Origin of the sequence: Falsiruegeria litorea R37 (assembly GCF_900172225.1) — a bacterium.
Taxonomy (GTDB): Bacteria; Pseudomonadota; Alphaproteobacteria; order Rhodobacterales; family Rhodobacteraceae; genus Falsiruegeria; species Falsiruegeria litorea.
Genome location: NZ_FWFO01000008.1, coordinates 1 through 19,633 on the forward strand (window position 1 = coordinate 1; position 19,633 = coordinate 19,633).

The window sequence follows — 19,633 nt, forward strand, 5'->3', positions numbered from 1 at the left end:
GCTGCGATTGGACTGAGGACTGCCCGGTTGAGGCCATCGCGACGGCCTGGGACATCTACAAACCCCAACTCGACGCCTACGTCCAACGCGCATTGGACCCGCGAGAGGCACCCTCTTACGGCGTCCCCGGTGACGAATAACACAAGGAACATGTGATGCTGGACTACACACATGAAGATTGGAAAGCCCGCGCCGCAGGCCTGAACATCAGGGGTCAGGCCTTTATCGACGGCAAGTTGGTCGATGCGGCATCAGGCAAAACCTTTGACTGTATCAACCCTGCCACCGGCGCGGTTCTGGCGCAAGTGGCCGAGGGCGATGAGGCCGATATCAACCGGGCCGTTGCTGCCGGGCGTGCAGCGTTCGAAGACGGTCGTTGGTCACGTATGGCACCGGGCGACCGCAAGGCGGTGTTGTTGAAACTGGCTGATCTGATCCGCGCCAATCTGGAAGAGATGGCGCTGCTCGACAGTCTGGATATGGGCAAGCTGGTGACGGTTGCGGCCACTGTGGATGCGCCCGGTTCGGCCCATTTCTTTCAATGGTATGCCGAGGCCATCGACAAGGTCTATGACGAGGTTGCCCCGACAGGTCCTGGCGATCTCGCGCTGGTCTCTCGCGTGCCGCTTGGCGTTGTGGGCGCAGTAACGCCCTGGAACTTTCCCCTGGACATGGCGACATGGAAAGGCGCTGCGGCCTTGGCCGCTGGCAACTCGGTCGTTTTGAAACCGGCCGAGCAATCGCCCTTGTCGGCCCTGCGACTGGCCGAGCTTGCGGCCGAGGCGGGCGTGCCTGATGGGGTGTTCAACGTGGTGCCGGGTTTCGGCGTCACGGCAGGCAAGGCGCTTGGTCTGCATATGGATGTCGACTGTCTGGCCTTCACCGGCTCGACCGCGATTGGCAAAATGTTCATGCAGTATTCCGGGCAGTCCAACCTGAAACAGGTTTGGCCCGAAACCGGCGGCAAAAGCCCCAACCTGGTCTTTGCCGATTGCGAGGATCTGGACACCGCCGCCGACATGGCCGCCTTTGGCATCTTCTTCAATCAGGGCGAGGTCTGCTCGGCCAACTCGCGGCTATACGTCGAACGCTCGATCAAGGACGAGTTCGTTGAAAAGCTGATCGCGCGGGCCGAGGCGATGCAGCCGGGCGATCCGCTCGATCCGGCCTCGAAAATGGGCGCCATCGTTGACGAGAAACAGACCCAAGGCATCATGCGCTTTGTTGAAGAGGGCAAGAAAAGCGCCAATCTGGTGACCGGCGGCGAGCGCGTCATCGTGGACGGCAAAGGGTGCTTTGTGCAGCCCACGATCTTTGACGATGTGGCCCACGACAACCCACTTGCCCGCGACGAAATCTTTGGTCCTGTCCTGTCGGTCATCCCGTTCGACACCGAGAATGAGGCGGTGGCCATGGCCAACGACTCGATCTACGGGCTTGCGGCCTCGGTCTGGACCGACAACCTGAGCCGCGCGTGCCGGGTGTCGGACAAGCTGATGGTGGGCACGGTGTCGGTCAACACGGTCGACGCCCTGTCGGCACAGACCCCGTTTGGTGGCATGAAACAATCCGGCTTTGGTCGGGATTTGTCATTGCACTCGCTTGAAAAGTACACTGCTCTGAAAACCACTTGGATCAAGTACAAGGCTTGATCCGGAGCAAGCGGAGATGCGCCAGTGCCTTTCAGATATACTTTGCGCCAGTTGGAGTATTTCGTGGCGGTCGGACGGGCCGGCAGCATCGCGGCGGCAAGCAACAAACTGAACGTGTCGTCGCCGTCGATCTCGGCGGCGATTACGCAGCTTGAGGTCGAATTTGGCATCAACCTGTTTGTCCGCGAACACGCGCGGGGTCTGGCGCTGACCAACGCAGGCCACAAGTTTCTGGAACGAACCGAGTTCGTCCTACGTGAGGCCGAACTGCTGACGACTTTGGCCGGGGAAATCACCGGCAAGGTGCAGGGTGTTCTGTCGGTGGGCTGTCTGGTGACCTTTGCCCAGATCGTGCTGCCGGGCCTGCGGCGCGAGTTCATCGACACCTACCCCAATGTCCGCTTTGAACAGCGCGAGCTGAACCAGGCCGAGATCTTCAGCCAACTGCGGCGGGCCGAGTTGGACATCGCGCTGACTTATGATCTGGACATTCCCGCCGATCTGGAATTCCAGCCCCTTCATGTACTGCCGCCCTATGTGGTTCTGGGTGAGGGGCATCCGCTGGCAGAACGATCCGAACTGACGATTGCTGAACTGCGCGATTCCCCGATGGTGTTGTTGGATTTGCCGTTTAGCGGCGAGTATTTTCTGTCTTTCTTTCGCGACGAGAACATCAAGCCGATCATCGAAGAACGTACCGCTGACATGTCGGTTATGCGGTCGATGGTGGCCAATGGATTTGGCTTCTCAATCGCCAACATCCGACCGCTGAACACTTTGTCGCCCGACGGGAAAAAGCTGATCTTTGTGCCTTTGGCTGGCGACGTTCGACCGATGCGCCTGGGGCTGTTGCAAGCCCGCGCCGAGAATGAAACCAACACGCTGAAGGCATTTGTTGAACACTGCACCCAAGCGGTTCAATCGGGGGCCTTGCCGGGGCTCTATGCGATGGATGCCGAATAACATCTGGATACAAAAGAAGTTTCTGACCTCATGACATCAACCTTGGATATTCTGGACCGTCTGATCGGATTTGACACGGTTAGCCGGAACTCGAACCTGGAGCTTGCCAGCTATGCCGAAGATTTCCTGACCGAACGGGGTTTTGCGGTACATCGTATCGACGATCCGGACGGTGAGAAAACCGGTCTTTATGCCGAGAAAGGGCCATCCGGGGATGGGGTACTTTTGTCTGCGCACACCGATGTCGTGCCGGTCGACGGGCAGGTCTGGACCAAGGATCCGTTCCGCCTGACCCGCGAGGATGACCGGCTGTATGGGCGGGGCACAACAGACATGAAAGGATATGTCGCCTCGATCCTGTCGCTGGCGGATCGGGCGGCGCAGGCCCCGCTGCGCGAGCCGCTCAAGATCGCGCTGTCGTATGATGAAGAGGTGGGCTGTGTCGGCATTCAGCGCATGTTGGACCGGTTGGCACCGATGCTGGGTCAACCGCGCGCCTGCTTTGTGGGCGAGCCTACGGATATGCAGGTCGCCGTGGGGCACAAGGGCAAGGCAGCGCTGCGGGCAATCTGTCATGGGCAGGCCGGGCATTCAGCTTTGGCGCCCAAGTTCGTCAATGCGCTGCATCTGGCCACCGATTTCATAGGCGAGCTGCGCGCGCTGCAAAACACCTTTGCCACCGGCGGCAATCGCGATCAGGCCTATTCCGTGCCCTATACGACCTTTCATGTGGGTGTTCTGTCAGGGGGCACCGCGTTGAACATCGTGCCGGACCGGGCCGAGATGACGTTCGAATACCGCCACCTCGCCGCGGACCGGGGGGCGAATATTCTGGCTCAGATCAAGGCCGCAGCAGAGCGTGTCGGTGCCTCACATCGCGCGCAATTTGACGGCGCGCGGGTCGAGGTCGAGCAATACAACGCCTATCCCGGCCTGGACACGCCTGAGACGGATGCTGTGATCGGCTACGCCCAAAAACTGGCGCAAAGCAATGAGACGACCAAAGTGGCCTTTGGCACGGAGGCTGGGTTCTTTAGCGAGCTTGGTATTCCAATCGTCGTCTGCGGCCCCGGCTCGATGGAAGGGCAAGGACACAAGCCGGATGAGTATCTGGAGGTGAGTCAGTTGAATGCCTGTGATGCGATGATGGATCGCATTCTGGATGATTTGTGTGAGTGACCGATGATGGACATGCTGCAAGACATTTCGCTAATTGACGGGGTCGGTCTGATCGGTTCGGTGATCATCGTAGTTGCCTATTACCTAGCCACCCGAAACATCCTGCCCGCCGATAAGATCACCTTTAACGCTTGCAATATCGTGGGCGGGACTTTGGTGATGATCTCGTTGATCTATCGGCCCAACCTGGGGGCCATCGTGATCGAGGTCATGTTCCTGCTGATCGCCGCTTTGGCGATCTTGCGCAATCTGCGGGGCGCGTAGGGTCAGGACCCAACCGGGTCATTCCGCAATCATGTAAAACTTGCGCAGCGTCTGGGTGATCTCCCAGACGCACGCCGTGCCCTTGGGGATAAAGAACGTGTCGCCCGCGACGAATTCCTGCGCCGTTCCGTCCGAACTGGTCAGAGTTAACGCGCCCGAGATCACCGTCATCATCTCGTCCACCGGATAGGCCTTGATCTCTTCCCGGCAGGGCGCGCATTCCCAAACGCCGACCGAGATTTTCTCGTCCCGGCTTTCAAAAAAGCTGCTGATGGTCTCGGACTTGTCTTGGGTCGTGAAATCGCTGTCCGCCACCAGGTTGGACGGAACAAAGCCGGTTTCAGGGTGGCCTTCGGCCAGCAAACGGATGGGTTTGGTCATGGTGCCTTCTTTCGTCGTGCAAGCAGATATCACTACCTAGTGCGACTTGTTTTTGTTGCGGCTCGATCATGTGGGCACATCGGCCCCGTGAAAATACCGGGCAGCCTGGCCGCCCGGTTTTCAAAAGCACACATGAGCGGTGCTTACTTCTTCACGTTGGTCCAGATCTGGTCATAAACCGCCTGAACCTCTTCCGAGCAGACCTCGATAAAGACGCCCGGGCCGACCTTGTCGTGGGGATTCTTTTCGGGCTGAGTGGCCAATTCCGGGTCAAGGAACTCCCCGACCCCGGTCACGCCAGCGTTGTAGCGGGCATAGTTGGTGACGGCGGCGATGTTTTCAGGCTCCAGCAGGAAATCCATGAACTTCAACGCGCTGTCACGGTTCGGCGCATCCTTTAGCAGGACGACGTTGTCCATCCAGGCGATGTACCCTTGCGTCGGATAGGCGTATTCGACATTCGCCCCCTCTTCGCGCGCCTTGGCTGAGAACCCGTCATAGATCTGGCCCACGGCTGCATCACCCGACACCAGCACCTCTTTTGCGGTGTCCGAATTGAACGAGGCCCAATGCTGTTTCGCTTCGATCAGCATGGCGTTCAACGCCTTGAGCTGCTCGCGGTCGGTCGAACATTGCGGGATGCCCATGTGCAGCGCGGCCATCGCCATCACCTCGCCCTGGCTGTCCAGCATGTTGATGCGACCCTGGAGCTCGGCCGGTGGGTTGAACAGGATATCGGTGGTCTGGATGTCGCCAGAATAGACATCGCGGTTCACGGCAAAGCTGGTCGAACCCCACTGATAGGGGATCGAGTGTTTGCGACCGGGATCAAAGCTGGGGTCGGCCCATTCGGGGGCAATATTGCCTTTGTTCTTCAGTTCGCCATCCGCGATGGTATCCAGCATCCCTTCGCCTGCCATGATCGACACCATATAGTCGCCAGGGACCGAGACGTCATAGGTGCCGATACCGCCCGCTTTGAGCGAGGCCAGCATCGCCTCGTTGGAATCAAAGGTATCCATGGTCACGTTGATGCCGGTCTCGGCCGTGAACTTCTCGATCAATTCCTGCGGAATGTATTCGAACCAGTGGTACAGGACCAGGTTGCCCTCGGCGGCGGCGGCATTTGCTCCGATGATCAGGGCCATTGCAGCGGCGCTGTTCTTCATGAAGGATTTCATCGTTCTCTCCATCTGTTGGTTTTACTTTGTGTTGTCTTTTTTGCTGACGAAATAGCTGATCGTTACCATCACCACTGACACCCCCAGCAACATGGTCGAGATCGCCATGATATTGGGTTTGATCCCCTGCTTGACCGAGCCAAAGATCGCCGTGGGCAGGGTTTCGACGCCCGCGCCTTTGACAAAGTTGGTGATGATGAAGTCATCCAGACTGACGATAAAGGCCAAAAGAAAACCCGAGATGATACCGGGCATCATCAGCGGCAGCAGGATCTTGGTGAACGCCTGTCGTTTGGTGGCATAGAGGTCCTGCGCGGCCTGCTCATAGCTGTCTTCGATCCCCTGCATCCGGGCCGAAATCGGCAAGTAGGCAAAGGGAATGCAAAAGGCGATATGGGCCAGAAGGATGGTCATGATCCCCCGGTCGAACCCGATCGAGTTGAAAAAGATCAGGGTGGCAACCGCCGTCACGATTTCCGGCACCATCAGCGGCAGGCTGATCAGGCCAAAGGACACGGTACGCAGCTTGAATCTGCCACCCCGGACCATGGCCGTGGCCGCCAACGTTGCGATCGAGGTCGACACCGTGGCCGCGACGATGGCGATGATAAAGCTGTTCTTGGCCGCCTCTTTGAACTTGCCGCTTTCCGGGCCGGTAAAGACATCCGCATACCAGCGCAGCGAGAGGCCCTCCCAGTTGGTCAACGATTGCGAGGCGTTAAAGCTGTAGATCGTGACCACCACCAGCGGCGCATAAAGCACGATCAGACACAGCAGGGTGATGGCCTTGAAGCCGGGATAGGTTTTGATGTCAAAGTTTGTCGACGCCATGGTTCAGCCCCCTGCTTTTTCGGCTTTGGCCTGTTGCCGGGCAAAGATCATCAGGATGATCAGAACCATGGTCAGCAGGATCATCGAGGCAGCCGCGCCAAACGGCCAGTTGCCGGCGTTGCCCTTGAACTGTTCCTCGATCAGCGACCCGATCATGAAGTTCTTGGCGCCACCCAAAAGGTCAGGGGCCAGGAACGAACCCATCGAGGGGACGAACACCAGGATACAACCCGCGATTACACCCGGTTTGACAGCCGGCAGCAGGATGCGGCGCAGGGTGGTCCATTTACTTGCGTAAAGGTCGGCTGCAGCCTCGGACAGATTGAAGTTGTAGCGTTCGACGGCCGCATAGATCGGCAGCACCATGAAGGGCAGGTAGGAATAGAACAAACCCAATTGCACCGCAAAGTTGGTGTTGACGATGTGCAGCGGGCTGTCGATCAGGCCGATGTTGATCAAGAAGTCATTCAGCGGGCCTTGGTCCCGCAGCAGGAACTTCATCGACACAGTGCGGATCAGCAGGTTCACCCAGTATGGAATGGTGATCAGGAACACCCAGACCGGGCGCATGTTTTCCGCCCGTGTGGCGATGAAATATGCCGTTGGAAAGCCGATCACCAGGCTCAGCAGCGTTGCCGCGCCGGCCTGCCAGATCGAACGCCAGAAGATGGCAATGTAGGTCCATTCGATCTTGGGGGGGTCATCCCCGAACAGACCGCGATCAAAGAAGAACTGATCATAGGCCGCCAGGCTGAATTCCCAGATCACGCCGCCTCGGAACTCTTTCGTCAGGAAAGAGTAGACCAGCATCATAAGAACCGGAGCCAAAATCAGAATGGACAGGGTCACCCACGCGGGCAATAGCAACCAGGTGCGCGCCTCTTTGTAGGTGTCGGTTGTCGCGCTACCGCCGCTTGCTGCACCGGCCGCCATCAGTCCACCAGGAGGCGCGCGGCCCCCCGCTCCATGTTGACGAACATCTCGGTGCCCGGCTCAAAGATCCGCTTGTTGCCGCGATCCGAGTTTGAGGTGCGCACCACAAAATCGGGGCCCTCGTCCAACTGCACGATGGTGGTGATATCGGTGCCGACAAAGATGTTGTCCTTGACGCGGCCATGCAACCCTTCGGAGGCCATCGGTTCGGCCGACATGTACAGACGTTCGGGCCGGATCGACATGTGGACCTTGGACCCCACTCCGATGCCATCGACAGCGTTGCAAGTCAGTTCGTGCCCACCGCCCAGATGGCAGGTTGCGCGACCCTCTGCGATACCGTCCACGGACACCTCGAGCAGGTTGGTTTCACCGATGAAATCCGCCACGAACATGTTGTGTGGACGCTCGTAGATATCGGTGGGAGAGCCCAGTTGCTGCATCTCGCCTGCCGACATGACGGCAATGCGGTCGGACATTGTCAGGGCTTCTTCCTGATCATGGGTCACAAAGATGAAGGTGATGCCGGTTTCGCGTTGTAGATGCTTGAGTTCCAGCTGCATCGCCTTGCGCAGCTTCAGGTCCAGTGCCGACAGGGGTTCGTCCAACAGCAGAACTTTGGGTTGTGGCGCCAGCGCACGCGCCAGCGCCACACGTTGTTGCTGCCCACCTGAGAGCTGTGATGGTTTGCGAGCAGCAAATTGCGACAGTTGAACCAGCTCGAGCATTTCGCCCGCCTTGGTGCGCGCGTCGGATTTGGATGCGCCGCGCATCTCAAGTCCGAAGGCCACGTTGTCCAGAATGGTCATATGCGGGAACAGCGCATAGTTCTGGAACACCGTGTTCACCGGGCGCTTGTTGGGCGGCAGGTTCTCGATCTCGTCGCCGTAAAGGAAGATCGCTCCTTCGGTGACGTCCTCGAATCCCGCGATCATCCGCAGCAATGTGGTCTTGCCACATCCCGATGGGCCGAGAAGCGTAAAGAACTCATTGTCCATGATCGACAGCGAGATCGTTTTCAGCGCGGTAAAGTCGCCATAGCGTTTCACCGCGTCCCGCACATCAATCGCGATATTTTCCTTGTCAGACAAATGCGCCTCCCTGAGCATCGCGAAGTTTCGCAAAAGGTATATACGGCGCGCAGGTTCCTCTGAATAATTGTGTTCCTCACCTCACCTTAGGCTGATCCTAAGCAATCGGGTTTTTGCATATCTCTTTGGGCATTTACGGGTGGTTGCGCTTAGAAAATAGGCACGAAAATAAAGCCGTTTGTTTTGGGATCAGGGTTTTGGTTTGTCCTGTCCTAATCAATGCATCTTGTTGAACCTGTTGCGAAATGAGGCAAACCACACACGTCAGAACCTTTTCTTAGGTGACCGGTGAAATCGCTACGATTTGGCCGAAAGGATCTGGTTGGGCGTTTGGCACCCGTTCCAAGGCCCAATCCCCCTGCACAAAATCCAACCTGGCCATGATTGTTTTCCCGCTGGCCAGCTTGAGCGGCACCAGACCCTTTGCGCGGTGCAGATTCGGGCAATGTGTCATCAACCACTGCATAAGCTCAGCCTCTTTCATGGGTCGGGGATGAAAGACGCGGTGCACAAAATTGGTACCCTTTGTCATTTCGGTGGCGGTAGAACGGGTTCGGGCCTTATTATCTGCGATGAAGGCACCCAACGTGGGGTATTGTGGGTGGTTCGATGTCCAGCCCCGGGCGTGAGCTGCTGTTCGGTTAACGCTTAGGCCATGGGCCTGGTCGATCTGCTGGCGAAACAGGTTGGCGACAAACTTGTCTCGCGACAGTTGGCGCGCGCGCGCCAGGTTCATCACCGTCAGACACCGCGCTGACCGGGTCCCCACGACACCGTGTAACAGGTGGGCGATCCGGGCGGGTTGAGCGACGCCGCTGGCTTCGATGATCATTATGTCAGGCTCATCTTGAACCGCCGATTGAGCGGCGCCAAGCAGGTCGTCGCCGATCGAGCAGCAGGCGCATCCGTTGGTCAGCGCAATCGTGTCGACGCCGGTCTGAGCGATCAGTTCAGCATCGATATTGATCTGTCCAAAATCGTTGACCAGTACCGTCGCGCGCAACCCGCCGGGCGCGCGCAGGAAATCGCGGATCAGTGTTGTTTTGCCCGCTCCCAAATAGCCTGAAACGATGCAGACGGGGATCATGGCCTATCCTTTGACCAGATGCGGGGTGCCTTCGAACACCGTGCCGTGGACACGGATGTCGCGAATGGTTTCGGGGGCGACCTCGTAGGGGTCATCGTCCAGCACCGTGAAATCCGCCGACTTGCCCGCGCGAATGGATCCGATCCTCTGCTCTTGACCCAAGACATAAGCTGCATCGATGGTGATGGCGCGCATCGCCTGATCGACGCTGATCCGTTCATTGGGGCCCAGAACCGCACCCGATTCCGCAATTCGGTTCACCGCCACCCAAACGCTGGTCAGCGGGCGGGCCGGGGCCATGGTGAAATCGGAATGCAGGGCAAAGGGCACACCTTCGCGCGCCAATGACCCCAAACGGGCCATCTGGCTGGCGCGTTCGTGGCCCAGATTGTGGCGCCAGTAAGCCTCTCCCAACTCATGCAGGTAATAGACATTTGCCGAAACCAGAGCCCCAAGTGCCTTGATCCGGCGCACCTGCTCCTCGGTCGAGACGCCGAAATGTTCGATGGTAAAGCGGTGATCGAACCGGGGCCGTTCGAATTGCAGCTTGTCGAGCACATCCAAGGCGAGCTCGACCCCTAGATCGCCGGTGCAATGCACATGGATGCGATAACCTGCATTCCAATAGGCGCGGCAGGCGGCCTCGAACTGTTCGGGGGCGGTCAGCCATTCGCCATGATGCCCGTCGATGAAGCCGGGTTCCTGTACTTGCATAAGCTGAGAGAAAAACGCGCCATCAGTGAAGAGCTTGACGTGTTTGTCAAAGAACAGACGGTGACTGCCACGATCACTCAAGGTTTCGATCCGGGCCAACGCCTCTTCGGGCGTTCCGGTCAGTTCGGCGTCGGGAATGCCACGAGGGATCATCTGTACGCGAAATGGGGCCTCGGCCTGCTCAATCGCAAAGATATAGGATTGCCATTCCAGTTCGAAATCAAAGATCCCCCAGGCCATGTCACCCACGGTGGTGTGCCCGCCCGCATGCAGCAGCTGTTTCAGATCTTGCAGCCCGCGTCCGAACCAGGTGGGTGCAAAAAGATGCGGCCGTAGAGCATTCAGCGCAACCTGCCCGCCGGTTTCAAAAAACACACCCAGATCCGCGTCGATCTGCGGGTGGCTTGCCATCATCTGCCGATCCAGGTTCAGCTTGTCGATGGCAGCGTCGTTCAGAATGACCTCGTGAAACGAACGATGCCATAGGATGACCGGCACGTCGGGTGCAATTGCGTTCAGGTCCGGACGCCCAATGATGCCATGCCAGGTGCGGTGGTATCCCCACGTGACAAACAGCTCTTGCGAGGGGCCACGATCCGCGATGAACTGCTGCAGTCGAGCAAGGTATTCGGTGCGCCCGCGCGTTGCCGGCACCTTATGCTTGCCCAGATCCCATTCGAACGCAGTGATGAACTGGCACGGCAGCAATGTAGCCCCGAGCGACGGATGCAGATGCGGGTCAATGAATCCCGGAAACAGCACCTTGTCGGCGAATTGCTCGTCCACCGTGACCTTGGCCCCCTCAAGCCAGGGCTGCATGTCTTTGATCCGCCCAGCCTCAAGGATGATCCCGTCGCGCACAGCGACCGCCTCGGCAATGGGGTTCGAAGGGCTCATTGTATGGATACGGCGGGCGGGATAGATGGTGATTTCGGACATGGTCGAACCTCTAAAGCAGGATGAGCGAGAGGGCGGGGACAAAGGTGATCACCAACAGGCCAAGCACCATGATGGCGATAAAGGGAAGGACGCTGCGACAGATCAGGCCGAATTTCTCGCGGAAGGCGGTCATCGCCACGATCAGGTTGATGCCCACAGGCGGGGTCAGCAGACCGATCTCAAGGTTTACGGTCATGATGATGCCAAGGTGCACCGGGTCGATGCCATAGACGCGACCAAGGGCCAGCAGCAGCGGTGCTAGGATCAGGATGGCCGAGATCATGTCCATCACGCAGCCCACGATCAGCAACAGCACGTTGATCGCCAGCAGGAAAGTGATCTTGCTGGTGATGAACCCGCTGATCCAGTCCGCCAGATGGGCGGGGGCCTGATGTGCGGTCAACAGCAGGTTGACCGACAGCGCGATCGCCAGCACGGGAAAGATGGTGCCAACCATGGTTGTCGTCTCGATCGCCACATCGCGCAGGTCCGGAAGTCGCAATTCGCGGTGTACGAATACCTCGATGATAACCGCGTAGGCCAAGGCAACGGCGGCGGATTCCGTGGGCGAGAAATAGCCCGAATAGATGCCGCCAAGCAGGATTACAGGCATCAGCATCGACCAGATGCCTGACCGAAGCGCGCTCAGCAGTCGGGTCAGCGAAAAGCGTTCGCGTGGCATGTGGCGGTTCACGAAGAACGAATATCCCGCCAGCAACGTCATCAGGAACAGACCGGGCAGGATGCCCGCAGTAAACAGGTCGATGATCGAGGTTTCGGTCGCAATGCCATACAGGATCATCGGAATCGACGGCGGGATGATGACGCCGAGCGTCCCGGCGGTGGTCAGCGCGCCAAGGGAAAAGGATTTGTCATAGCCCTGCGCCAGCAGCGCCGGGTAGGCGATAGAGCCAACAGCAATCAATGTTACGGCGGATGATCCGGAAATAGCGGCAAAGACCGCGCAGGTCATCACGGTCGCCACCGCCAGCCCACCGGGCAGGGGGGATGTAAGGGCGGTCATGATTTCGATCAGACGAGCGGCAATTGCACCGCGTCCCATCACGGACCCACAGATCAGGAACAGTGGGATCGACAGGAGCACTTCTTTATCAAGGGCGATCCACATGTCTTCGACGATGTAGAGAAGTTCGGCATCGCCCCAAACCAGGTGGATAAAGCTGCCCACGATCAAGAGCAGGACAAACAGGTTCACCCGTAACGCCAGCAAAGCGATGCTCAGGCCGAACAGGATAAAAGCATAGGTCATTCAGAGCTGACTTCTTCAGGGCGCAGGGCCGGGTAAAGGGCAAAGAGCGCATAACGCAGCGCTGTGGTGGCAAAGGCGTAGGGGACAATCAGATTCAGATACCAAAGCGGGATATCGATGATCCGGGCCATGTCTTCGAACTCGCGCGCCTCAAGCACGTAGTGGACACCGACCCAGGCAAAGCCCAACAAGACAGCAGTCATGATCAGGTCGCCCAGTCGGGTTGCGGCGGTGGTAAAGCGCTTTGGGATCAGCCCATCGGCAAAGCGGGGCCGCAGATGGCGGCCCTGTGCTGCGGCCAGGCCAAGCCCCAGAAATCCGGTGACGATCATGATATAGACCGACACCCGCTGCGCCCCGTAGATCGAGGTGCCGACCAGCTCGCGCAGGCCGACGTCGACAACCAACAAGCCGGCCACGGTGGCATAGCCTGCCACCGCGATTACGGATTCAAACCGGAACACTCCGGCCAGAACCCGTTCGGCCCAATCAGGCGAGAGTGTCATTCGCCGCAAGCCGATTTGGCTTCGAGGACTTGGGGCCACATCGCCTCGGACTGGCCACCCAGACCGGCCACAAAGCCGGGCCAGTTCGGCTCGACCTTGGCTTTCCACGCGGCGCGCTGCTCGTCTGTCAGGCGATGAACAGGGCCACCTGCGGCCTCATATTTTCTGACCAGAGCCACTCCCATCTGACGGATCTCATCCCGGCCCCCTTGGGTGCTGGGCAGGCTGTCGCGCAGGATCTGCTGCTGTTCGGGGCTGAGCTTTCTCATCGTGCGTTCGCTGATGATGATGCCGCCGGCCTGATGCATGTGATAGGTCATCATGAAATGCGGCGCGACCTTGCCCAGGCCGAAGGCAACATAAGACACCTCGGCGCTTTCCCCGGCCTTCACCAGTCCGGTCTGCAACGCAGCAGGGGTTTCAGCATAAGGCAGCTCGGTTCCGTTGGCGCCGACCGATGCCCACAGGGTGCGCGACATGTCGTGGGGCGCGACGCGGGCCTTGTAGCCTTCGGCATTGGCCACATCCGACAGATCGTCCTGGGCGTAAACATGCACCCAGCCCGTTTCGCCCCATTGCAACAGCTCGACGTCTTTGTCGGCAACGAGCGATTTCATCGTGTCACCCATGGCGCCGTCATAGACGCAGTCAATGGTTTCCACCTTGTCGAACAGATAGGGCGTCGACATCAGCGCCAGCTCTGGGACAAAGGCACTCAGCACACCGCCCGACAACGATGCCGCATCAATGCGTCCGCGTTGCACTTGTTTGAACGTGTCGTATTCATTGCCAAGCTGTCCGGACGGGTAAATGACGATGTCAATCTCGCCGTTTGTGGCCGCCTCGACATTCTTCTCCCAGGTCTCCAGATGGCCGATCCAAGGTGTTCCTGCCGGCGCAATCGACGCCAGCTTGATCTCGACTTGTGCCGAGGTCGCCGTCGCCAAACAGCCTGAAACAACAGTTCCGATAATCAGTTTTTTCATAAGTTCCTCCACTCACTTTTCCACTCGCTTTGTTTCCTCACAAAACTAGAAAAAAGTTTCTAATATTGAATTCGTCCCAATAATCTGCTTTTGTCAATTGGAAATGCAGGGGGATGCCAAACGACGTGGCGGAGCAAGATACAGACAGGGGATATACACCGGCCAAACAGGCCCGCAGCCGGAAGACCGAACAGAAGTTTCTGGATGCGGCTGAGGTGGCGTTTGCCAAGAACGGCTTTGCTGGGTCTCGGATCGCAGACATCATCTCTGCATCCGGGGCATCGACCGGGTCATTCTATCATCGGTTTTCGGACAAGCGGGATCTGTTCGAGGTCATGTTGGCCCGAATTTGGGAGGCTTTGGCACATGAAGCCCGAGAGATGGATTTGTCCAAAGAAACCTTTGGGTCTCTGGCGAACCTGCTGACGCATTACGCCGATCATTCCTACACCACGATCCGTGCGCATATTGGGTTCTACCGCGCAGCTTACGAGATCTCTGCCCAGGACCCAGATGTTTGGGAACGCTTGAAGGAGTTGTCCCTGGTGATCGGTGATCGATTTGCCGAGGTTGCTGAAACCTACGCCGATGAGATCGAGCTGGACGACAAACAGCAAGCGATCAGACATGCAGTACAGGTGATCATCACAATGGCCATTCACACATCGCTTGGCTCGGGGCCATTGTTTCCGGCGGATCATACAGAATTGCGGGCGGTGGTGGTGCGGGCTGCCTTGGGCGTGCTCCGCTAGCAAAACCCGTTTCACAGGGTTGATGCCATACAATATATAATATATTATAATCAATAACACACTCCTGATGCGAGAATTTCTGAATGTTTCATCCCATTGTGAATGCGGCCAAGATCCCCGTCGCAGGGCGAGAGCGGCGCGCCATCACCAACCCGGCAAGCGGAGAGTTACTGGCCGAGTTTGTTTGCGCAACCGAACAGGACGCGGATTCCGCAGCAGATGCGGCAGGGCAAGCATTTACGGAATGGTCAGGCACGTCACCACACGCGCGAGCCCGCGTGCTGGATGGAATTGCGCAACGGGTCAAGGCTGCCTCGGAGACGCTTGCCCAACAGATCACATTGGAGCAGGGCAAGCCCATGGACGAAGCGCGGCTTGAGATGTCGGGCGTGGTGGGCATGTTCGAACATTTCGCCGAAATGTCGGACACGATGACGTTTGCCTATGACCGTCCGGGCTATGGCGCGCGGCGGCGGATCGACATGGTGCCGGTCGGCCCGGTGATCGTCATCACGACGTGGAATTTCCCGGTCGAAACGGCTGCTGTTCACATCGCGCCCGCGTTGGCGGCGGGCTGTACTGTGGTGGTTCTGGCCAACAACGACACACCATCATCGGTGGCAATGCTGGTGGACATCCTAAATCAGTCGGATTTGCCCAAGGGCGCGGTCAATCTGGTGATGGGAAGCTCTCGAGTTCTGTCGACCCGGTTGATCAAGCATCGGGCGATGCGGCATCTGTCCTATACCGGGTCGGTCAATGTTGGCCGCGATCTGGCTGCGCAATGTGGCGCCGAAATCATGCGCTGCACGTTGGAATTGGGCGGCAACGCGCCTGCGATTGTTTTGCCCGGCTCAAATGTCGAAGAGGCGGCGCAGGCACTGATTTCGAAACGGTTCTGGAACGGTGGACAGGTCTGCACCGCTCCGAACCGGATTTACGTAAACCGGGACCAGCACGACGCCTTTGCCGAACTCGCCGGGGCCTATGCTCGGGGCCTGGTTCTGGGCGACGGGATGGACGTGGCGACCACCATGGGGCCGCTGGCCAATATCGAACGCGTTCAGACGATGGACCAGATCGCAGCGGACGCTATTGCCAAGGGCTCCACCGTGATCCTGAACGACCCGGCTCGGCAGAACGAAGGGTTCTTTGCGCCACCGCGTGTTTTTGCCAACGTGCCCGACGACGCGCTTGGCATGACCGAAGAGATTTTTGGTCCGATTGCCTGTATTGCGCCCTACGATGATCTGGATGACATCATGGCCCGCGCGAACGCCTGCGAATTGGGGCTGTCCGGGTACGTTTATGGCCCGGATCAGACCGCTGCCGAAGCCGTCGGTGCGCGTCTGCAGGTGGGCAGTGTTGCCGTCAATCAACTGACGACTGCCTATATCGACGTGCCGTTTGGTGGCCTCAAACTCAGCGGATTGGGTTGTGTTGGGGGTGAATCCGCCGTGAATGAATACCTGTTCCCCAGATTGACAGCGATGAAACCCTGACCTTGGCGCGTTGATCACGTGTGGCCCAGAACCTTGACAGCGCACAAAATGACACCAATATATGTCATTACATGTGGCGCGGAGGAGATATGGAACTCGCAGAGCTTATTGAGGATAAGGTTTTTGCCCCGGCAAAGATGGCGGCCAAACTGCGCACGACGCAATCTGAGATCGCTGCCACCATCGGCCTGTCGCGCGACGCGTTTTCCCGAAAGGACCGGCTAAAGTCGGTCCGCACGCAAACGCGGCTGCGCGAGATGCTGGAAATCCTGAACCGGGTCGAAAAGTTCACAGGTTCGGCGCTGACGGCCTATGCTTGGATGCGGTCGGAACCGATTGTGGGCTTTGGCGGGCAAACCGCAGAACAGCTGATCCGAGAGGGCAGGGCCGATCAAGTGCGCCGCTATCTCGATCACGTGGCGGCAGGCGGTTACGCCTGAGCATGCAGCACAAAGGCCCGCTGTTTCGCGCCCACAATCCCTATTGGTCTTGGGACCCGGTGTCCGGAGAGGGTGCGCGCATGAACGGAGGGCGCTTCAACCCAATCGGCACCCCCGCGATCTATATGTCCGAGACCGTTCTGACCACCATTCGTGAGGCCAGCCCCCTGGGTCGCCCGATGGAGCCGCTCACTATCTGCGAATACCAGGTCGATTGCGGACCGGTCTTTGACGCAACCAATCCGGCACTGTTGGCGGCGCATGGGATCACCTTTGGTCAGTTGCAATGCCCGAACTGGATGGGCGAGATGCTCAGCGGCCGCGTGCCTGCGTCCCACACGGTGGCAGATCAGCTGATCGCCAACGGATTTGCAGGCCTCCGCGTGCAAAGTTTTGCCCGAGGCGCGACGCCCCGGGACGTCAACGTGGTGTTCTGGCGGTGGGGTGACACGCCGCCGGAAATGATCCGCGTCATCGACAGCGATGGACGCCTGCCGGGACCACCTGTTTGACACCGTTACCGCTGTGATGTCTCCCAATTCGGGTCTTGGAAATAGGGCAGGTTTGACGGGGGCAAGGGGGCTTTGCCCAGGATTATGTCCGATGCCTTTTCACCGATCATCATGGTGGGGCAGTTCAAGTTGGCCGAGGGGATGACCGGCATGATCGAGGCATCGGCGACGCGTAGGTTCGCAATGCCATGCACCCTGCATTCGGGGTCCACGACCGCCATCCGGTCAATGCCCATCTTGCAGGTGCCCGACGGATGATACGAGGAGTGGCAGTTCTGGCGCAGCCAGGCCTCAATTTCTGCATCGTCCTGAACTTGAACCCCAGGAAAGATTTCGTCACTGGTGAAGGCTGCAAGCGATGGCTGCCGGGTCAACTCACGCGACAGACGCAACCCGGCCTTGAGCTCTTCGACGTCGTCGTCGTGCTCGAGCATGTTGTAGCGGATACGCGGCGCGGCAAAGGGGTCGTTTGACGCCAGCCGCACATAGCCCCGGCTTTGCGGGCGCTGGTTGGTGAACTGCAGCTGAAAGGCGTGTTCCTTGATGAAATCGGCTGATCCTTCGGCCACGGCGATCTGGAACAGGGCGATCTGCATGTTGGGAAAGCGCACGCCTGCCTTGGTGCGGATGAAACAGACCGCGTCAAAGTGGTTGTTGGCCAACAGCCCCTTGCGGGTCAGCGCCCATTCCACCGCCCCCTTGGCCTGACTGAACAGGTTGAGATGTTTATATAGCGTGACGGGCTGGGTACATTTCACCTGTAGCGACGTCAGTGGGTGATCCATCAGGTTTTCGCCCACACCGGGCAGATCATGCACGACCTCGACCCCCTGCGCGCGCAACTGCTCGGCGGGGCCAATGCCCGAATGCATCAGGATCAGCGGGCTGTTGAAGGCACCAGCGGACAGGATGACCTCGGCCCGGGCGGCGGCGGTTTTCGTCTGCCCGTTCTGGACATAGCGCACGCCCTTGACGGTCTTGCCCTGAACGATCAGGTTGCGCACGTTGCAGCCCGTCTGGATGTCCAGATTGGCGGGCGGATTGCGCAAGTAACACTGCGCCGTGGACGACCGGCGACCGTCAGCCACGTTTTTGGGCAGATAGCCGAACCCATCCTGCTGCCCACCATTGACGTCATCAGTGCTGAGGTAACCGGCCTCGCGGCCAGCCAGCAAAAACGCCTGTGTCAGCGGGTTCTCCGATCCCATGGTCGAGGCGCGGATCTTTCCCCCTGTGCCCTGATACGCGTTGCTCCCGTCCACACGCGTTTCCAGACGTTGGAAGTACGGCAATACCTCGGCATAGGACCACCCCTGGGCCCCGCCTTCGGCCCAGCCCTCGTAGTCCATCGGGTGGCCGCGAAGATACAGCTGACCGTTGATCGAAGACGATCCGCCCAGAACCTTGCCGCGCGGCTGCACCAAAACGCGGTTGTTCAGATAGGGCTCGGGCTCGGTCTCATAGTTCCAGTTGTACTTGGACGCGTTGTAGGCATAGCGCATTGCGGCAGGCACGTGGAACAACAGGCTGTTGTCCTTTGGGCCTGCCTCCAGCAGCAGGACGCGAGAGGTGCCAGCCTCGGCCAGTCTGGCTGCGATGATCGCACCAGCACTGCCCGATCCCACCACGATGAAATCGTATTCTGTCGTCATGTTGTCAAAACCTGAGATCAACTGGCGTGTTCGCCAGAGGTGTCGTCGGATTGGTCTTCTGAATTCAGCTCGTTTGCGGCACGGGTCGTGGCCTGATCAATGTGATGGGTCATCTCGGACACCGCAGCATCTACATCGCCTCGTTTTGCTGCTTCGAATATGCCTGCGTGTTCGTCGTGCAGTTTGCCAAGCTGTTCCTCATGCGTGATGACACGGAACTGAGTCAGCCGCGCGATGCCGTCGTATTGGTCGGACACAATCTCGAGCGAGCGCTTCAGCCGCGTGGGTCCCAGGATCGCCAAGTGAAAATCCTTGTTGAGTTCCACCATCTCCCAGGGGTCTTTGACCTTTGTTGTGCGCTTGAGAACCTTCTCGCATTCCTTGAGCGTCTCATCGGTGTGCCGCGGGATCGCATCAGCCAGGATGATGGGTTCCAGCGCACCGCGGATCTGGTTCATTTCGACCAGATCGCGCACATCCAGACGTGCAATGATCGGGCTGCGACGGGGACGCAATTCAACCAGTTTCTCGGCGGCCAGCATCCGGATCGCTTCGCGCAGGGGCACGATTGAGATGTCCATCTCTTTTGCCAGCGGCATGATTTTGAGTTCGTTGCCCGGCTCCAGCTCGCCGGCAATGATCTGACGTTTCAGGATTTCATAGATCGCCTTGGGTCCGTCACCGTAGTTGAGCATGTGTTTCATGGTTCAATACTCTCCCATTCTGGGTAACTCGACGACAAGGCGGCCCGCCGCGCGGTGGCCCTCCAAACGCAGGTCAGATGGCATGACCAAAGCA

20 protein-coding genes and 1 pseudogene are annotated in these 19,633 nt (G+C 58.7%); 9 read left to right on the top strand and 12 right to left on the bottom strand.

The window, feature by feature from the left end; genetic code table 11:
• The 5 genes and pseudogenes from TRL7639_RS23410 to TRL7639_RS21815 all read left to right on the top strand — a co-directional run.
• Positions 1-140, top strand: a pseudogene (locus TRL7639_RS23410) (DUF1028 domain-containing protein); the annotation flags it as partial.
• Positions 141-155: 15 nt separating this feature from the next.
• A complete protein-coding gene (locus TRL7639_RS21800; RefSeq protein WP_085798028.1) occupies positions 156-1,652 on the top strand; it encodes an aldehyde dehydrogenase in 1,497 nt (498 codons plus the stop codon).
• 24 nt (positions 1,653-1,676) lie between these two features.
• The gene (locus TRL7639_RS21805) at positions 1,677-2,615 is read left to right on the top strand and encodes a LysR substrate-binding domain-containing protein (protein WP_085798029.1); all 939 of its coding nucleotides are present in this window, start codon (positions 1,677-1,679) and stop codon (positions 2,613-2,615) included.
• 30 nt (positions 2,616-2,645) lie between these two features.
• Positions 2,646-3,794: an acetylornithine deacetylase gene (gene argE, locus TRL7639_RS21810; protein ID WP_085798030.1), complete on the top strand. Its 1,149-nt coding sequence runs from the start codon at positions 2,646-2,648 to the stop codon at positions 3,792-3,794.
• 3 nt (positions 3,795-3,797) lie between these two features.
• Entirely contained in the window at positions 3,798-4,058 is a 261-nt protein-coding gene (locus tag TRL7639_RS21815) for a CBU_0592 family membrane protein (RefSeq protein WP_085798031.1), read from the top strand.
• Between the two features lie 18 nt (positions 4,059-4,076).
• Here TRL7639_RS21815 and TRL7639_RS21820 read toward each other — a convergent pair whose 3' ends face one another.
• The 10 genes from TRL7639_RS21820 to TRL7639_RS21865 form a co-directional block, all read right to left on the bottom strand.
• Positions 4,077-4,439: a cupin domain-containing protein gene (locus TRL7639_RS21820; protein ID WP_085798032.1), complete on the bottom strand. Its 363-nt coding sequence runs from the start codon at positions 4,437-4,439 to the stop codon at positions 4,077-4,079.
• Between the two features lie 143 nt (positions 4,440-4,582).
• A complete protein-coding gene (locus TRL7639_RS21825; protein ID WP_207559709.1) occupies positions 4,583-5,620 on the bottom strand; it encodes an extracellular solute-binding protein in 1,038 nt (345 codons plus the stop codon).
• A gap of 21 nt (positions 5,621-5,641) precedes the next feature.
• Positions 5,642-6,451 (bottom strand): ABC transporter permease, encoded by an 810-nt coding sequence (locus tag TRL7639_RS21830; protein WP_085798033.1) that lies wholly within the window; start codon positions 6,449-6,451, stop codon positions 5,642-5,644.
• A gap of 3 nt (positions 6,452-6,454) precedes the next feature.
• Positions 6,455-7,384: an ABC transporter permease gene (locus tag TRL7639_RS21835; RefSeq protein WP_085798034.1), complete on the bottom strand. Its 930-nt coding sequence runs from the start codon at positions 7,382-7,384 to the stop codon at positions 6,455-6,457.
• Positions 7,384-8,493 carry an ABC transporter ATP-binding protein gene (locus TRL7639_RS21840; protein ID WP_085798035.1) on the bottom strand — a complete coding sequence of 370 codons (1,110 nt, stop codon included), beginning with the start codon at positions 8,491-8,493 and terminating at the stop codon, positions 7,384-7,386. Before TRL7639_RS21840 ends, TRL7639_RS21835 begins: the two co-directional genes overlap by 1 nt.
• Positions 8,494-8,752: 259 nt before the next feature.
• Complete coding sequence (locus tag TRL7639_RS21845; protein ID WP_085798036.1) at positions 8,753-9,562, bottom strand: CobW family GTP-binding protein; 810 nt, start codon at positions 9,560-9,562, stop codon at positions 8,753-8,755.
• Positions 9,563-9,565: 3 nt separating this feature from the next.
• The gene (locus tag TRL7639_RS21850; protein ID WP_085798037.1) at positions 9,566-11,215 is read right to left on the bottom strand and encodes an amidohydrolase; all 1,650 of its coding nucleotides are present in this window, start codon (positions 11,213-11,215) and stop codon (positions 9,566-9,568) included.
• Positions 11,216-11,225: 10 nt separating this feature from the next.
• Positions 11,226-12,485 (bottom strand): TRAP transporter large permease, encoded by a 1,260-nt coding sequence (locus TRL7639_RS21855; protein ID WP_085798038.1) that lies wholly within the window; start codon positions 12,483-12,485, stop codon positions 11,226-11,228.
• Entirely contained in the window at positions 12,482-12,991 is a 510-nt protein-coding gene (locus TRL7639_RS21860) for a TRAP transporter small permease (protein WP_085798039.1), read from the bottom strand. The genes TRL7639_RS21855 and TRL7639_RS21860 overlap by 4 nt, the downstream gene beginning before the upstream one ends.
• Positions 12,988-13,977 carry a TRAP transporter substrate-binding protein gene (locus TRL7639_RS21865; protein WP_085798040.1) on the bottom strand — a complete coding sequence of 330 codons (990 nt, stop codon included), beginning with the start codon at positions 13,975-13,977 and terminating at the stop codon, positions 12,988-12,990. The genes TRL7639_RS21860 and TRL7639_RS21865 overlap by 4 nt, the downstream gene beginning before the upstream one ends.
• Positions 13,978-14,102: 125 nt before the next feature.
• On the opposite strand from TRL7639_RS21865, the gene TRL7639_RS21870 reads away from it, so the two are divergent.
• The 4 genes from TRL7639_RS21870 (at position 14,103) to TRL7639_RS21885 (ending at position 17,183) form a co-directional block, all read left to right on the top strand.
• On the top strand, positions 14,103-14,729 hold the full coding sequence (locus TRL7639_RS21870; RefSeq protein ID WP_165759882.1) for a TetR/AcrR family transcriptional regulator: 627 nt from the start codon (positions 14,103-14,105) through the stop codon (positions 14,727-14,729).
• Positions 14,730-14,812: 83 nt separating this feature from the next.
• Entirely contained in the window at positions 14,813-16,231 is a 1,419-nt protein-coding gene (locus TRL7639_RS21875; RefSeq protein ID WP_085798042.1) for an aldehyde dehydrogenase family protein, read from the top strand.
• 89 nt (positions 16,232-16,320) lie between these two features.
• Positions 16,321-16,671, top strand: coding sequence for an MbcA/ParS/Xre antitoxin family protein (locus TRL7639_RS21880; protein WP_085798043.1), 351 nt, complete (start codon positions 16,321-16,323; stop codon positions 16,669-16,671).
• A gap of 2 nt (positions 16,672-16,673) precedes the next feature.
• Complete coding sequence (locus TRL7639_RS21885; RefSeq protein WP_085798044.1) at positions 16,674-17,183, top strand: RES family NAD+ phosphorylase; 510 nt, start codon at positions 16,674-16,676, stop codon at positions 17,181-17,183.
• Between the two features lie 5 nt (positions 17,184-17,188).
• Here the strand turns inward: TRL7639_RS21885 and TRL7639_RS21890 are convergent, their stop codons facing one another.
• A complete protein-coding gene (locus TRL7639_RS21890; protein WP_133057691.1) occupies positions 17,189-18,835 on the bottom strand; it encodes a choline dehydrogenase in 1,647 nt (548 codons plus the stop codon).
• A 17-nt stretch (positions 18,836-18,852) separates the two neighbouring features.
• Complete coding sequence (locus TRL7639_RS21895) at positions 18,853-19,539, bottom strand: GntR family transcriptional regulator (RefSeq protein ID WP_085798046.1); 687 nt, start codon at positions 19,537-19,539, stop codon at positions 18,853-18,855.
• Positions 19,540-19,633: the final 94 nt, after the last annotated feature.

What these genes read in the sequence shown, in the direction of transcription:
- TRL7639_RS21800 (WP_085798028.1), top strand. Translation starts at nt 156, where the DNA reads ATGCTGGACTACACACATGAAGATTGGAAAGCCCGCGCCGCAGGCCTG.
- argE (WP_085798030.1), top strand. Translation starts at nt 2,646, where the DNA reads ATGACATCAACCTTGGATATTCTGGACCGTCTGATCGGATTTGACACG.
- TRL7639_RS21815 (WP_085798031.1), top strand. Translation starts at nt 3,798, where the DNA reads ATGATGGACATGCTGCAAGACATTTCGCTAATTGACGGGGTCGGTCTG.
- TRL7639_RS21820 (WP_085798032.1), bottom strand. Translation starts at nt 4,439, where the DNA reads ATGACCAAACCCATCCGTTTGCTGGCCGAAGGCCACCCTGAAACCGGC.
- TRL7639_RS21825 (WP_207559709.1), bottom strand. Translation starts at nt 5,620, where the DNA reads ATGAAATCCTTCATGAAGAACAGCGCCGCTGCAATGGCCCTGATCATC.
- TRL7639_RS21830 (WP_085798033.1), bottom strand. Translation starts at nt 6,451, where the DNA reads ATGGCGTCGACAAACTTTGACATCAAAACCTATCCCGGCTTCAAGGCC.
- TRL7639_RS21835 (WP_085798034.1), bottom strand. Translation starts at nt 7,384, where the DNA reads ATGGCGGCCGGTGCAGCAAGCGGCGGTAGCGCGACAACCGACACCTAC.
- TRL7639_RS21840 (WP_085798035.1), bottom strand. Translation starts at nt 8,493, where the DNA reads ATGCTCAGGGAGGCGCATTTGTCTGACAAGGAAAATATCGCGATTGAT.
- TRL7639_RS21845 (WP_085798036.1), bottom strand. Translation starts at nt 9,562, where the DNA reads ATGATCCCCGTCTGCATCGTTTCAGGCTATTTGGGAGCGGGCAAAACA.
- TRL7639_RS21850 (WP_085798037.1), bottom strand. Translation starts at nt 11,215, where the DNA reads ATGTCCGAAATCACCATCTATCCCGCCCGCCGTATCCATACAATGAGC.
- TRL7639_RS21855 (WP_085798038.1), bottom strand. Translation starts at nt 12,485, where the DNA reads ATGACCTATGCTTTTATCCTGTTCGGCCTGAGCATCGCTTTGCTGGCG.
- TRL7639_RS21860 (WP_085798039.1), bottom strand. Translation starts at nt 12,991, where the DNA reads ATGACACTCTCGCCTGATTGGGCCGAACGGGTTCTGGCCGGAGTGTTC.
- TRL7639_RS21865 (WP_085798040.1), bottom strand. Translation starts at nt 13,977, where the DNA reads ATGAAAAAACTGATTATCGGAACTGTTGTTTCAGGCTGTTTGGCGACG.
- TRL7639_RS21875 (WP_085798042.1), top strand. Translation starts at nt 14,813, where the DNA reads ATGTTTCATCCCATTGTGAATGCGGCCAAGATCCCCGTCGCAGGGCGA.
- TRL7639_RS21880 (WP_085798043.1), top strand. Translation starts at nt 16,321, where the DNA reads ATGGAACTCGCAGAGCTTATTGAGGATAAGGTTTTTGCCCCGGCAAAG.
- TRL7639_RS21885 (WP_085798044.1), top strand. Translation starts at nt 16,674, where the DNA reads ATGCAGCACAAAGGCCCGCTGTTTCGCGCCCACAATCCCTATTGGTCT.
- TRL7639_RS21890 (WP_133057691.1), bottom strand. Translation starts at nt 18,835, where the DNA reads ATGACGACAGAATACGATTTCATCGTGGTGGGATCGGGCAGTGCTGGT.
- TRL7639_RS21895 (WP_085798046.1), bottom strand. Translation starts at nt 19,539, where the DNA reads ATGAAACACATGCTCAACTACGGTGACGGACCCAAGGCGATCTATGAA.